The sequence below is a fragment of the Actinosynnema sp. NPDC059335 genome, assembly GCF_042752395.1.
In the GTDB taxonomy this organism is placed as follows: domain Bacteria; phylum Actinomycetota; class Actinomycetes; order Mycobacteriales; family Pseudonocardiaceae; genus Actinosynnema.
In genome coordinates, this window is sequence record NZ_JBHYXZ010000032.1 from 7,075 (window position 1) to 20,251 (window position 13,177).

A 13,177-nucleotide genomic window follows, 5' to 3' on the forward strand; every position below is an offset into this window, starting at 1 on the left:
CCCCGCCCCCGCCCCCCCCGCGGCCCCCCGCCCGGGCGCCCCGCGGCCCGGTTGTCGGGGGTGCGTTCGCGGCCGCAGCCGGCGTCGACCGCTCGTCCAGCACGAAGGCGCGGTCGAGCACGCCTTGGTCGGGGGCGGTCGCCCGTGGGCCCTACTCCAGGTCCCACACGGTGGCCGTCACGCTGATCGACGGGGTCAGTTCGTTGGGCCCGGGGGTTCGGGTCACGGTGAAGTAGCCGACCCGGCCGCCACGGGTTCGGAGGCACGCGGTGGTGCCGCGGCGGACGGCTGTCCATTTCCGGCCGAGGTTGGTGTCCAGCAGGTTCGCGCACTGCGCCAGGTCCGGGGGGATCGCTCCGTCCCACTCGACCACGGCAACGCCCGCGACTTCGTTCTCCGACCCGTAGTAGAGGTCCCCGGTCACGGCCGGGCCGGGCGGGCTCTGGTCCAGCCACCAACCGCCGCCCGGGCCGCCGTAGCCGCCCAGCTCCAGGTTGCCCGTCCACCAGACGGTCGCAGGTGCGGGTGTCGGCGTCGTCGTGGCGGTCGGCGGTCGGGTGGTTGCAGTGGATGCTTCCGGCGGGGCCGGCGACGTCGTGGTCGTCGCCGTGGTCGTGGTCGCGGGGCGTTCTGCGTCGAGCACCGGTGATCCGGTGGTCGGTCCGTTCCAGGTCGCCCAGGTGACAGCGGCTGCCGCCACCACCACCGACACGCCGACCGCAACCCACGCCCAACCCGGGACGTGCAGGTCCACGCCGTACACCTTGACGTCCCGGCCGGCCTGGTTGACGTTGGAGCCGTTCGCCGCGCTGCCCACCTGGTCGATCCGCTCCGGTCCCGGTTCGTCGCCGCTCGCCACCTTGCCCCCCATCGACCGCATCCGGTCACCATCGATACCAGACAGCGCCGGTCTGGCGGGTCGCAACGGTGAACGCGCCGGCCGCGTCGCGCGACTTCTCGATCAGGGTGTACGACCGACTGATGCACGCGTCACGGCGATCGACACCTACGCCCCGGCCGACCTCCGGCAGTGGGGCCGCGGGAGGGTGCCCTGCATCCCACCGCGGGCCGGGCCACAACCCCATGATCTTGCTGGTCCACGGAGGTCTGGGGGACGGCATGAACGCCGACCGGTTCTGGACGTTGCCCGGAATCTCCCCGGCCCTGCGCGAGGAAGGCTTCCGCGTCCTGGCCCCCGACCGTCCCCGGCGGCCGCCCCACTGGGCCGCCGAAGCCGAGCACCTGGCGGCTGTCCTGCCCCGGCACCCCGTGACCGTCGTGGCCGGGTCGAACGGATGCTCGGCGGCCGTCCGCCTGGCGCTGGCGTTTCCGCATCTGGTCGAAGGACTGTTGCTGGCCTGGCCCGCGACCGCCGGGGACGCTGCCGTGGACTTCCGCGCCCGAGCCGATCTGGCCTCGCTCGGCGCGTCGGACCAGGACATCCGTGCGCTGCTGGACGGGCAGACGCTGCGGGGCGTCACCGACGACGAACTGGCCGGCCTCGCCATGCAGACCGGCGTACTCCCCTCGAATCCCGGGAATCGGGCCCACCAACGGCGAACAGTCGACGCGCTCCTGCGGCTGGTCCCGGACAGCGAGGAGCTTCCCGGTTGCCCGGAACCGCCCGATCCGGGCTTCGCCGCTCACCTCGACCGGTTCCTCGCCACGATCACCGAGTTCGCCGGCCGATGACGTTCGGCCCCATTCCGACAGTCTGATGTCCGACGTCACCGGAGCAGGGAGAGCAACCGGCCGCGATCGTCCGAGGGCTGCACATGGTGTCCGGCCCCACCGTGGATTCCGGTGACGCGCCCGACGCGCCGGCCGGGCTTTGCAGCGGACCGTGGAGCCAGTTGCCACCGGCGTCGCCCAGGCATCCGTGTTCGGGGCGGGACGCCACGGCTGCCGACGACGTGCGCACCGGCACCCCGTCTTCGAGGCCCGCCCGGTCGGAAGACGTGTCTCCGATATGGGCGACACGCGCCAGGACATCGCGCGCTGACGCGACCTGGCCGCCTTCGGCCACGTTGATCCCGACCACCGGGCGGTGGTATAAGGGTTTCGGTGCGATTCCAAGGTGCGGTGGTGAGAGCCCACCGGTTCCGCCGGTCACGGCGGGACGACTCGGTGCGATTCCGAGGCCACGCGGTGAGACCCCGCCTCTGCTCGGGCCCGTTGGCGCGGCCCCTGTTCCCGCGCGCGGTGAGGACCGACCTCCCGCGGTCGAGAGGCGGAGTCACATGTACACCGGACACATCCACGAGGTCGGCACGGTGCTGGCCGTCGACCGGACGGGCATCGCGGTCAGCGCGCCCGGGACGGCCACCGCCGGCCCCGGGTCGATCTGCCTGAACGGCGTCGGGCTCACCGTCGTCCCCGACGAGCGGGGGTCGGGCGCCCTGGCGGCGGCGCTGTCGCCGGAGACCCGGCGGAGGTCCACGTTGGACTCGATCGCGCCCGGCGCGCGGGTCAACGTGGAGGCGCCGCTGGCGTTGGGCGACCGCGTGGGCGGTCACCTGGTGCAGGGCAACGTGGACGCCGTGGGCAAGGTCGTCCGGGTCGACGACGAGACGACCGCCAGGCGGTTGTGGATCAAGCCGCCGGAGCGGTTCCTCCCGCTGGTCGTCCCGAAAGGACAGATCGCCGTCGACGGGGTCAGCCTGACCGTCGCCGACGTGTCCCGCGACCGCTTCTCCGTCGCACTGGTCCCCGTCACGGTGGCGAACACCACCCTCGGCGACCTGGCGGCCGGTGATCGCGTGAACCTGGAACCCGACCTCCTCACCCGCCTGGCGCGGCGCTGGCCCGCCGACCCCGGACGCGCGGTGACCGAGGCGGTCGCGGCGCTGCCGTGGGCGGGACGCCGCTCGGGCGCGCGTGGTGTGCAGGAGGCCGTCGCGCAGCTCGCCGCGGGCGGTGCGGTGGTGGTGTGGGACCCGGACCTGGAGGGCGAGGGCGACGTGGTGTTCGCGGGGGCGAACCTGCGGCCGGAGGCGTTCACCTTCCTGCTCACCCAGGTCTGCGGCCACCCGACGGTGCCGTGCGCGCCCGAGGTGTTGGAGCGGCTGGGGATCGGTCCCATCCCCGGACCGGGTGACCGGCACGGCACCCGCGCGCACGTCCCGGTGGACCTGGCCGCCGGCGCCGGCACCGGGGTGTCCGCGGCCGAGCGCGCGGCCACCGTCCGCCGCCTCGCCGACCCGCGCGCCGTACCGGGCGACTTCATCGGGCCGGGCCACGTCTTCCCGCTCGCCGCGCGTCCCGGGGGGCTCGCCGAGCGCGGCGGCCACACCGAGTCCACCGTGGCCCTGTGCGTGGCGGCCGGCCTGCCCCCGGTCGGGGTGTGCTGCGAGGTCATGAACCCGGACGGGACCATGGCGAGGGCCGCCGACCTGGAGGTCGCCGCGCTGCGCTGGGGTCTGCCGCTGGTCGACGTGGACGACCTCCGGAAGTACCTGTGAGCACGGCGGGACGCGACCTCTACGACGACGACCGGTTCTTCGAGGAGTACCGCCTGCTGCGGGGTTCGGCCGCCGCGATCAACGACGCCGTCGAGGTCCCCGCCCTGGCACGGGTGCTGCCTCCCGTGGCGGGGGCGGCGGTGGTCGACCTGGGCTGCGGAACCGGCGCTCTGGCACGCCGGCTGGCCGACGCGGGAGCGGCGGACGTCCTGGCGGTGGACTCGTCCCGGCGCATGCTGGCGCTGTCCACCCCGCACCCGCGGGTCCGCCTGCTGCGCGCCGACCTGGACGACCTCGCGCTGCCCCCGTCCTCGGCGGACCTGGTCGTCAGCAGCCTCGCCCTGCACTACGTCGCCGACTACCCGGGGTTGGTGCGGCGGGTCGCGCGCTGGTTGCGGCCGGGCGGGCGGTTCGCGTTCTCGGTCGAGCACCCCGTCTGCACCGCGGCCGACCCCATGACCGGGTGGTTGCGCACGGAGCACGGCACGGTGTGGCCGGTCGACGACTACGCGGCGGAAGGCCCGCGGACCCAGGACTGGATCATCGAGGGCGTGCGCAAGCACCACCGGCGGGTGAGCACGCTGATCGGTGCGCTCCTCGCCGCCGGCCTGGAGCTGACCGCCGTTGACGAGCCGGTGCCGGACGTCGCGGCGCACCCCGGGCTGGCCGAGCACCTGCGGCGACCGCCGGTGCTGGTGCTGGCCGCCCGCCGCGGTGAGGGGTGAACGCGGGTCGGCGGCGCCTCCGACGTGGTGGTCGCGCGGGATGACGACCCGGAGCGGCGGCCGAGGGTGGTCCCGCACGGCCCCGGCACGCCGGTCCTCGGTCGGGGCGATCTCGGCGACGTCACCCGATGAGGGGCGACGCGGCGGTCGGGATCGGTATGCCGTATCGGCCACTCGGGGGTCGGCTGTCGACGGCGGGCGGAGCGGGCCGGCACGGTGGGGGCACGTGGTCCGAGGAGGAGGCGCACATGCGCGGTGCCCTGCTGGGGTTCGTGACGGCGGTGGCCGTCGTGGTGGCCGGGGTGACCGTGCCCGCGTCCGCCACGGAGATCGGCGAGTGGGTCGGGCCGTACGACGTGTTCGAGCAGTGCGAGGCCGACCGGAAGCAGGACACCCGCAGCTCGGGCCAGGTGTGCCAGCCGCGGGTGTTCGCGTGGTTCTACTTCGCGAACGGCGTGTGACCGCGTGGCGCGCGTGAAGCTCGCCGTCGCGCTCGCCGCGGTGGTGGCGGTGGTCGTCGGTGCGCCCGCCCAGGCGGCGGGCCGGACGCGGTACGTCGCGAGCTACCCGTCGTTGGACGACTGCGTGGTGGCCGGCGCGGTGCAGCAGGGTGACGAGGGCTGGTGGGACTACGAGTGCCGTCCCGACGGGTCGGGCACCTACGCGCTCTACGCCGTCTACTACCCGTAGCCGGGTTTCGCCCCCGGTGCGGGCGACCACCGGCTGCCCACCGCCGGCTGCTCACCACCGGCTGCTCACCACCGGCTGCTCACCACCGGCTGCCCACCGCCGGCTGCCCACCGCCGGCTGACGATCCCGGGCCGTCCGATCCCGGCTCGACCTGCCGGTGATCCTGGTTGGTGGCGGGGCGAACGGCAGGTGCCGGCCGCGGGTGCACGCCGTGCGGAGGTTCGTGGAACGTCCGGACCACCAGGCCGACCGCGCCACCCGCGCCACCGACGACCGGGTTCGTCGGCGCGCGTCGTCCGGACCACCGCCCGCCGACGACGGGGGCACGGTCAAGGCCGTGACCCCGTCACGGGTTCCGTGCCTGCGCGGAACCCGTCGGCCGGTGTGCGGTGCGCCCCTTCGATCAGCTCCGATCCCGATGTCGGGGACGGGCGGTCTCAGTCCGACGGCGGCTTGCTCACCCGGTAGTGCTCGCCGGTCACGGTCATCGTCTGGCCCCGGTAGTTGCGCAGCGCCAGGCCGTCCTCGACCACCTCGTGGTAGGGCAGGCTGACCGGGATCTTGCCGATCCGCGTGGTCAGCACGTACTGCGGCACGCCGAAGCCGGTCATGTGCCCCTGCAGGCCCTCCATGATCTCCCACCCCTTCTCGATCGAGGTCATGAAGTGGGAGACGCCGGTGACGTTGTCGCAGTGGTAGAGGTAGTACGGCCGGACCCGGATGCGCAGCAGGTCCGTCATCAACTTGCGCATCGTGTCCACGTCGTCGTTGATGCCCTTGAGCAGCACGGTCTGGTTGCCGACCGGCACGCCGTGGCGCAGCAGGCGGTCCACGGCGGCGGCCGCCTCGGGCGTGATCTCCCGCGAGTGGTTGAAGTGGGTGTTCAGCCACACCGGGTGGTACCGGGACAGCATCTCGCAGAACTCGTCGGTGATGCGCTGCGGCAGCAGCACGGGGAACCTGCTGCCGATGCGGATGATCTCGACGCTCGGGATGGCGCGCAGGCCGGAGATGATGGTCTCCAGCTTCTCGTCCCGGTAGGACAGCGGGTCGCCGCCGGTGAGCAGGACGTCGCGGATCTCCGGGTGCTCCCGGATGTAGCGGAAGTCCTCCTCGAAGTCCCCGCCCTCGTTGTCGCGGAAGTAGGTGCCCTCCACGTCGGTGGTGTGGAACTTGCGGGTGCAGTGGCGGCAGTACACCGGGCACGACTCGGTGATCAACATGATCACCCGGTCGGGGTACTTGTGCACGATGCGGTTGGTCTTGCGGTAGAACATGTCGCCGACCGGGTCCACGTCGGCGTCCGGGAACTCCAGCAGCTCGCCGTGCGACGGCACGGCCTGCAACCGGACCGGGCAGTCGGGGTCCTCGGGGTCCATCAACGACGCGTAGTACGGCGTCACGCTCCAGCGGTACTTGCCCGCCGTCTCCGCGATCGCCTCTTCCTCCGCGGGGCTGACCTTCACCCACTCGCGCAGCTTGTCGAGGTTGGTGACGCGGTTGCGCATGTGCCAGCGCCAGTCCGACCACTGCTCGGGGGTGGGCGAGCCCGGCGCCGAAGCGGGCGCGGCGAATGACTCCGACATGTGTTCTCCGTTGCTCAGGAGGTGGCTGGGAGCTGCTGAAGGCGGCGTTCCCGCTTCACGACCGCGGGTTCGACCGGTCCGGCGGTCGTGGCCGTCGTCAGGACCGCGGCCAGTTCCGCCACGGTCGGTGTCTCGAAGAGCTGGCGGACGGGCAGGTCGCAGTGCAACTGCGCGCGCAGGCGGGTGACGACCTGGGTGGCGAGCAGCGAGTGCCCGCCCAGCGCGAAGAAGTTCGCGTGCACGCCGACGCGGTCCACGCGCAGCAGCTCGCACCAGATCGCCGCGACGGCCTTCTCCACGTCCGTGCGCGGCGCGACGTGCTCCTCGCCGCCCGCGCGGTCCGGTTCGGGCAGCGCGGCCCGGTCGACCTTGCCGCTGCGGTTGAGCGGCAGCGCGGGCAGCGGGTGCACCGTCGCGGGCACCATGTAGTCCGGCAGCCGATCGCGCAGGTGCGCCCGCAGGGCTTCGGGGTCCGCGTCGCCGACGACGTAGGCGACGAGGAGCGGGCCGACGCCCGGCACGTCGCGGGCCACCACGACGGCGTCGGTGACGTCGGGGCGCGCGAGCAGGACGGCTTCGACCTCGCCCGGCTCGACGCGGAACCCGCGCACCTGGACCTGGGTGTCGAGGCGGCCGAGGTAGTCCAGCGAGCCGTCGGGCAGCCAGCGGACGAGGTCGCCGGTGCGGTAGAGGCGCTCGCCGGAGCCGAACGGGTCCGGCACGAACCGGTCCGCGGTGAGGTCGGGCCGGCCGACGTAGCCGAGGGCCACGCCCGGCCCGCCGACGTGCAGGTCGCCGGGCACGCCCACGCCCACCGGGCGCAGGTGGCGGTCGAGCACGTGCACGCGGGTGGCGGGCAGCGGGATGCCGATGGGCGGCACCCGCGACCCGGTCGCCGGCACGTCGCAGCTCGTGGTGACCACCGTGGCCTCGGCCGGGCCGTACATGTTGAGCAGGGTGAACGGCGCGTCGGCGGGAGGTCGCTTGCGCAGCGCGTCGCCGCCGGTGGTCAGCACCCGCAGCGGGCTGTCGGCGGGCCACGGCACGTCGAGCGCGAGTTCGCACAGCGGCGTGGGCAGGAACCCGATCGTGATGCGGTGCTCGGTCAGCCAGCGCACGGCGTGCTCGCCGGAGGCGGTGGTGTCCGGGTCGGCGAGGTGCAGCTCGGCGCCCGCGGCCAGGGCCGACCAGATCTCCAGCACGGACACGTCGAACCCGGTGCCCGCGATCTGCGTCATCCGGTCGTGCTCGGTCGTCGCGCAGTCGGCGTTGTACCAGTCGACGCGCAGCGCCAGCCCGCCGTGGTCGAGCAGCACGCCCTTCGGCTGCCCGGTCGAACCGGAGGTGTGGATGACGTAGGCGGCGTCGTCGGGGCCGATCGGCACGGTGGGGGCGGGCGCGGGGTCGCGCGGTTCGTCCACCGCGACGACGGGGCCCGCGAAGCCCTCGACGAGGTGCCGGGTCTCCCCCGTGACCAGCACCGCCGCCGCGCCGGCCGTGGCGAGCACCTGCGCCACGCGGGCCGCGGGGAACGCGGCGTCCACGGGGGCGTACGCCGCGCCGGCGCGCATCGCGGCCAGGGAGCCGATCACGTACTCGATCCCGCGCGGCGCGCACACCACCACCCGGTCGCCGCGACGGACGCCCAGCGCCACCAGGTGTGCGGCGAGCCGGGCCGAGAGGTCGTCCAGGTCCGCGTACGAGGTGCGCCGGTCGCCGTGCACCAGGGCGGTCGCCGAGGGTCGTCGCGCGGCCTGCGCCGCGATCCGGGCGGGCACCGGGCGCCGGCTGCCGGTGGCCGGGCGGGGCGCGCCGAACCGCCGCAGCACCAGCTCGCGCTCGGCGTCGGGCAGCACGTCCAGGTCGTGCACGCGGGCGTCCGGGTCGCGCACGACGGCGCGCAACAGCGTCTCCCACCGGTCCAGCAGCCGCACGGCCGTGGCCCCGTCGAACAGGTCGGTGGCGTACTGGAGGTCGCAGTGCAGTCCGTCGGCGTCGACCACGACGACGAACGTCAGGTCGAACATGGCCGCGTTGTCCTCGCCGCGCAGCCGCCGCACGGTCAGCCCGTCCAGCTCCAGCGCGGACCAGCTGCCCTCCTGGTAGTCGAACAGCACCTGGAACAGCGGCGTGCGGCTGGACGACCGCTCCACCCGCAGCAGCTCCACCACCTGTTCGAGCGGCAGGTCCTGGTGGGCGTAGGCGGCCGTGACGGTGTCGCGGGCACGGGCCGCCAGCTCGCCGAACGCGGGGTTGCCCGACACGTCCGTGCGCAGCGCGAGGGTGTTGACGAACAGGCCGATGACGCCCTCGGTCTCCTCGGTGGCGCGGTTGGCCGTGGTGCCGCCGACCACGATGTCGGTCTGCCCGGTGTGGCGGGCCAGCAGCGCGTTGAACGCGGCGAACAGCACCAGGTACAGCGTGACGCCGTGCCGGTCCGCGACCCCGCGCAGGCCGTCGACCAGGTCGGGCGGCAGGTCGTGGAACCGGCTGCCGCCGGTGGTGCCGCGCACCGCGGGGCGGGGCCGGTCGGTGGGCAGCTCCAGCAGCGCGGGCGCGCCGTCCAGGGTGGTGGACCAGAAGTCCTGCAACCGCGCCAGCTCGGCGTCGCGCAGGGAGGCGCGCTGCCACCGCGCGTAGTCGGCGTACTGGATCACCGGTGGTGGCGGCACGGCCACGTCGCGCCCGGTCTCGCGGGCGTAGAAGGCGGTCAGCTCGCGGATGAACAGGTCCTGCGACCAGCCGTCGAACACCAGGTGGTGCCAGGTGAACGCGAGCAGGTGCCGGTCCGGGCCCGTCGGGTACACCGCGGCGCGCAGCAGCGGCCCGGAGGTCAGGTCGAACGGCCGGTCCGCCTCGCGCCACGCCTCGGCCACCGCCTGCTCGGGCGACCGCCCCGCCACCACGGCGACGGTCAGCTCCAACGCGGGCGCGATCCGCTGCATCGGCACGCCGTCCACGACGGCCACCGACGTGCGCAACGCCGCGTGCCGCGCCACGACGGCGTTGAGCGCGCGCTCCAGCGCGTCGACCCGCAACGGGCCGGTGAGGTCCAGCACCTCGGCGATGTTGTAGGCGGCGCTGTCGGGTTCGAGCTGGTCGATGAACCACAAGCGCTGCTGGGCGAACGACAGCGGCACGTCCTCCGCCGCGGCGTCGGCGCGGATCACCGACGCGTCGTCCGGCGCGGCCCCGGTCAGCAGCGGGGCGAGGTGGGCGGCCAGGTCCTTCAGCACGGGGAACCGGAGCATCTGCCGCACGGTGATCCGCACGCCCCACTTGCGCCGCACCCTCACCACGACCTTGGTCGCCAGCATCGAGTCGCCGCCCGCGCCGCGGAAGAAGTCCTCGTCCCGGCTCACCCGCCCGCGGCCGAGCACCTCGGCCCACATGGCGGCCAGCTCGCGCTCGACCGGCGTGGCCGGTTCGAGGAACTCCTCCGGGCGGGCGGGTCCGTCCACTTCGGACCGTACTTCCTCCACGACGCCGTCCCGGCGGACGCGGGCCAGGCGACCGTCCTCGCGGCCGTCCACCCACACGCGACCCGGCACGCCGACGGGGACCGGCGCGCCGTAGCGGTCGCGCAGCACGGCCGGCACGCCGTCCAGCACGACGGTCGCCTCGGCCTCGTCGGCCAGCGCGAGGTCGCCCACCCGGGTCCCCGGGGCGGTGAGCAGCGCGTCCAGGACGAGGAGGTAGCGCGCGGACAACGCTTCGACCGTCGGCCGGTCGAACAGGTCGGTGGCGTACTCGAAGCGGCACTCGACGCCGTGGTCGTCGTACTCCACGGCCAGTTCGAGGTCGAACTTCGCGGTGTCGTTGTCCATCGCCCGCAGCCGCACGTCCAACCCGGCCATCTCCGGCGGCGGGGTGGTGGCGTTGACCGAGCACATCACCTGGAACACGGGGTTCATGCCCGCGCCGCGCTGGGCGTCCAGCGCGTCCACGACCCGGTCGAACGGCACGTGCTGGTGGGTGAGGGCGTCCAGGACCTCCGCGGTGACCCGCTCGGCGACCTGCGCCAGCGTCGGGTTGTCGGACAGGTCCACGCGGAGCGCCACGGTGTTGGCGAAGAACCCGACGGCGCTCTCCCAGTCCGAGCGGGTGCGGTTGACCACCGGCACGCCGATGATCACCCGGTCCTGGTCGCCGTACCGGTGCAGCAGCACCGCGAGCGCCGCGGTCACGCCGGTGAACAGGGACGTGCCGCCCAGCCGGGCGCGCAGGTCCGCCGGCGCGGGCACGGGCACGTTGTCGCCGCGCGTGCTCGACCCGTCCGGGCGCGGCCGGTCGGCCGGGATGCCCGCCTCGCCCAGGTGGCCGGACAGGCGCTCGCGCCAGTGCGCGAGCTGCGCCTCGAACAGCGGACCGCCCGCCTGCCCCGCCTCCCACACCGCGTAGTCGGCGTACTGGGCGGCCGGCGGCAGGTCCGCGGGCACGTGGCGCGTGCGCGCCGAGTACAGCTGCCCGAACTCGCGGAACAGGATGCCCTCGGACCAGCCGTCGGTGACGATGTGGTGCAGGTTCAGCACGAGGTGGTGCTCGTGGTCGTCCGCGCGCAGCAGCGACGCCCGCAGCAGCGGCTCGGCGTCCAGGCGGAACGGTCGGGCGGCGGCGGACCGGACGGCCTCCTCGACCGCCGCCTCGCGGTCGGCGGCGGGCAGCGCGCGCAGGTCCACCACGTCGCGCGGCAGCGCCCACGGGTCGCCGATCACCTGGTAGACCTCGTCGTCCACGACCTCGAAGGTCGTCCGCAGCACCTCGTGCCGCGCCACCAGGTCGTCCAGCGCGCCCCAGAGCGCGTCCTCGTCCAGGGGTCCGCGCAGCCGGAGCGCGAACGGCACGTTGTAGGCCGCGTTCGGCCCGTTGAGCTGGTCGAGGAACCACAGCCGGTTCTGCGCGGCCGACGTCGGGACGCGGTCGGGTCGTTCGGTAGTCCGCACCGGCCCGGCCGGCGCGCGTCCCCCGGAGGGGAGCGACCCGGCGGCGGGCGCCCCGGAGGAGAGCATCCGGCGCAGGAGCTCCCGCCTGGCTTGCGCGACACTGTCGGCCATCGTCAGTCCCCTCCGTTCGCGGGCATGCGGACGCGCCCGCCCCGGAGCGCGGCACGGCGTCATCGCGCGGTGCGACCCGACCGGGGCGCCGGGAGATTTCCGGTGCGCCACCACCCGCATTTACGTACAGGTCCGAACAGGTCGTGGAACACCCGGTCGGCCTAATCCACCCGACTACTGCGACGAACTTCGCGGCATCTCCACCCCCAGCGCTTGCCGCTTCCCCTGGCCACTACAGCAGTCACCCCAGGGGTTGTCAAGGGAGCGAACTCAGGGCGTTTTCCCAAGCCAGCACAGGCTTTTTCGGCCCGTTGCGCTCCGTCCGGAGATGAGTTACGTTGCGATGGGATAAGCGATATTCCGCACAGTTAGCCGGACCCGTTTACCGATCGCTTTATCCACATTTGTCACCACCGTGCCGGATAGGCCGGTCGGGCGGTCGAGGGGGGCGGGCATGCACGACGCCGTGGTGGTGGGCGCCCGGGTCGCGGGCGCGGCCACCGCCCTCCTGCTCGCGCGCCGCGGCTACCGGGTCCTGCTGCTCGACCGCGCCAGGTTCCCCTCCGACACGATGTCCACGCTCTACATCCAGCAGCCCGGCGTGGCCAGGCTGGCCCGGTGGGGCGTGCTGGACGCGATCGCCTCCTCGGGCGCGCCGCGGTTGGACACGGTCACCTACACGGTCGGCGACGTGCGACTGCACGGCCGCGCGCCTGCGTTCGAGGGCGTCGACACGGCTTACGGCCCCCGCCGCCACGTGCTGGACCAGGTGCTGGTCGACGCGGCCGTGGCGGCGGGCGCGGAGTTCTCCGACGGCTCGTCGGTGCGGGGGCTGCTGAGCGACGGCGACGCGGTGACGGGCGTGCGGTTCCGCGCGCCCTCGGGCGCCGAGGTCGCCGCGCCGGCGCACCTGGTCGTCGGCGCGGACGGGATGCGCTCGCGGGTCGCCGAGCTGGTCGCGGCCCCCGTCGAGGTCGAGGACCCGCGCCTGAGCTGCGTGTACTACTCGCTGTGGACCGGGCTCGACACCGGCTTCGGGTTCCACGAGCGCACCGGGCGCTGGGTCGCCACCATCCCCACGCACGACGGCGCGACCGTCCTCGCCACCTACTTCCCGCAGGACCGGTTCGACGAGGTCCGCGCCGACCCGCGCGCCGCGCACCTGGACGCCCTGGCCACCACGGCGGGCGAGGTGTTCGGGCAGCTGGCGGGCGGCGAGCAGGTCGGCAGGCTGGTCGGCACGGGCGACCAGCGCAACTTCTTCCGCCGGGCGGCGGGTCGCGGCTGGGCGCTGGTGGGCGACGCGGGGCACCACCGGGACACGATCACGGCGCAGGGCATCTCGAACGCCTTCCTCCAGGCGGAGCTGCTGACCGACGCGCTCGGCGACGGTTTGCGCGACCCCGGCGCGAGGGCCGCCGGGCTGCGCGCCTGGGCCGCGCGGCGTGACGACGAGCTGGTCGAGAGCTACCACGGCACCTTGGGGCTCGCGCGGCTGGAGGTCACCGACGCCCGCCTGGCGATGCTGCGCGCGATCGCCGCGGACCCCGAGCTGACCTCGGGTTACTTCGCGGTCGTCGCCGGGATCATGCCGATGGAGGACCTCCTGACCGAGGAGCTGCTCGACTCAATCTGACGCGCCACTGGGGAGGCGGAGCGAT

General features: G+C 74.1%; 9 protein-coding genes. 6 read left to right on the top strand and 3 right to left on the bottom strand.

Going from position 1 to position 13,177, the window contains the following annotated elements; translation table 11 throughout:
- Positions 1–151: 151 nt before the first annotated feature.
- Positions 152–880: a hypothetical protein gene (locus ACFXGA_RS12830; protein WP_378087235.1), complete on the bottom strand. Its 729-nt coding sequence runs from the start codon at positions 878–880 to the stop codon at positions 152–154.
- A gap of 203 nt (positions 881–1,083) precedes the next feature.
- Here ACFXGA_RS12830 and ACFXGA_RS12835 point away from each other — a divergent pair, with 203 nt between their 5' ends.
- The 5 genes from ACFXGA_RS12835 to ACFXGA_RS12855 all read left to right on the top strand — a co-directional run bounded on the left by ACFXGA_RS12835 (position 1,084) and on the right by ACFXGA_RS12855 (position 4,876).
- Positions 1,084–1,692: an alpha/beta fold hydrolase gene (locus ACFXGA_RS12835; protein ID WP_378087237.1), complete on the top strand. Its 609-nt coding sequence runs from the start codon at positions 1,084–1,086 to the stop codon at positions 1,690–1,692.
- 548 nt (positions 1,693–2,240) lie between these two features.
- Positions 2,241–3,461: a riboflavin synthase gene (locus tag ACFXGA_RS12840; RefSeq protein WP_378087239.1), complete on the top strand. Its 1,221-nt coding sequence runs from the start codon at positions 2,241–2,243 to the stop codon at positions 3,459–3,461.
- The gene (locus ACFXGA_RS12845) at positions 3,458–4,186 is read left to right on the top strand and encodes a class I SAM-dependent methyltransferase (protein ID WP_378087241.1); all 729 of its coding nucleotides are present in this window, start codon (positions 3,458–3,460) and stop codon (positions 4,184–4,186) included. The genes ACFXGA_RS12840 and ACFXGA_RS12845 overlap by 4 nt, the downstream gene beginning before the upstream one ends.
- A 248-nt stretch (positions 4,187–4,434) precedes the next feature.
- Complete coding sequence (locus ACFXGA_RS12850; protein ID WP_378087243.1) at positions 4,435–4,647, top strand: hypothetical protein; 213 nt, start codon at positions 4,435–4,437, stop codon at positions 4,645–4,647.
- 4 nt (positions 4,648–4,651) lie between these two features.
- Positions 4,652–4,876: a hypothetical protein gene (locus ACFXGA_RS12855; protein ID WP_378087245.1), complete on the top strand. Its 225-nt coding sequence runs from the start codon at positions 4,652–4,654 to the stop codon at positions 4,874–4,876.
- Between the two features lie 437 nt (positions 4,877–5,313).
- Here ACFXGA_RS12855 and blsG read toward each other — a convergent pair whose 3' ends face one another.
- Together blsG and ACFXGA_RS12865 are read right to left on the bottom strand one after the other, a co-directional pair.
- Entirely contained in the window at positions 5,314–6,462 is a 1,149-nt protein-coding gene (gene blsG, locus ACFXGA_RS12860; protein WP_378087247.1) for an arginine 2,3-aminomutase, read from the bottom strand.
- 14 nt (positions 6,463–6,476) lie between these two features.
- On the bottom strand, positions 6,477–11,516 hold the full coding sequence (locus ACFXGA_RS12865; protein WP_378087250.1) for an amino acid adenylation domain-containing protein: 5,040 nt from the start codon (positions 11,514–11,516) through the stop codon (positions 6,477–6,479).
- Between the two features lie 454 nt (positions 11,517–11,970).
- On the opposite strand from ACFXGA_RS12865, the gene ACFXGA_RS12870 reads away from it, so the two are divergent.
- Positions 11,971–13,152 (top strand): NAD(P)/FAD-dependent oxidoreductase, encoded by a 1,182-nt coding sequence (locus ACFXGA_RS12870; protein WP_378087252.1) that lies wholly within the window; start codon positions 11,971–11,973, stop codon positions 13,150–13,152.
- Positions 13,153–13,177 lie beyond the last annotated feature (25 nt).

What these genes read in the sequence shown, in the direction of transcription:
- ACFXGA_RS12830 (WP_378087235.1), bottom strand. Translation starts at nt 880, where the DNA reads ATGCGGTCGATGGGGGGCAAGGTGGCGAGCGGCGACGAACCGGGACCG.
- ACFXGA_RS12835 (WP_378087237.1), top strand. Translation starts at nt 1,084, where the DNA reads ATGATCTTGCTGGTCCACGGAGGTCTGGGGGACGGCATGAACGCCGAC.
- ACFXGA_RS12840 (WP_378087239.1), top strand. Translation starts at nt 2,241, where the DNA reads ATGTACACCGGACACATCCACGAGGTCGGCACGGTGCTGGCCGTCGAC.
- ACFXGA_RS12850 (WP_378087243.1), top strand. Translation starts at nt 4,435, where the DNA reads ATGCGCGGTGCCCTGCTGGGGTTCGTGACGGCGGTGGCCGTCGTGGTG.
- blsG (WP_378087247.1), bottom strand. Translation starts at nt 6,462, where the DNA reads ATGTCGGAGTCATTCGCCGCGCCCGCTTCGGCGCCGGGCTCGCCCACC.
- ACFXGA_RS12865 (WP_378087250.1), bottom strand. Translation starts at nt 11,516, where the DNA reads ATGGCCGACAGTGTCGCGCAAGCCAGGCGGGAGCTCCTGCGCCGGATG.
- ACFXGA_RS12870 (WP_378087252.1), top strand. Translation starts at nt 11,971, where the DNA reads ATGCACGACGCCGTGGTGGTGGGCGCCCGGGTCGCGGGCGCGGCCACC.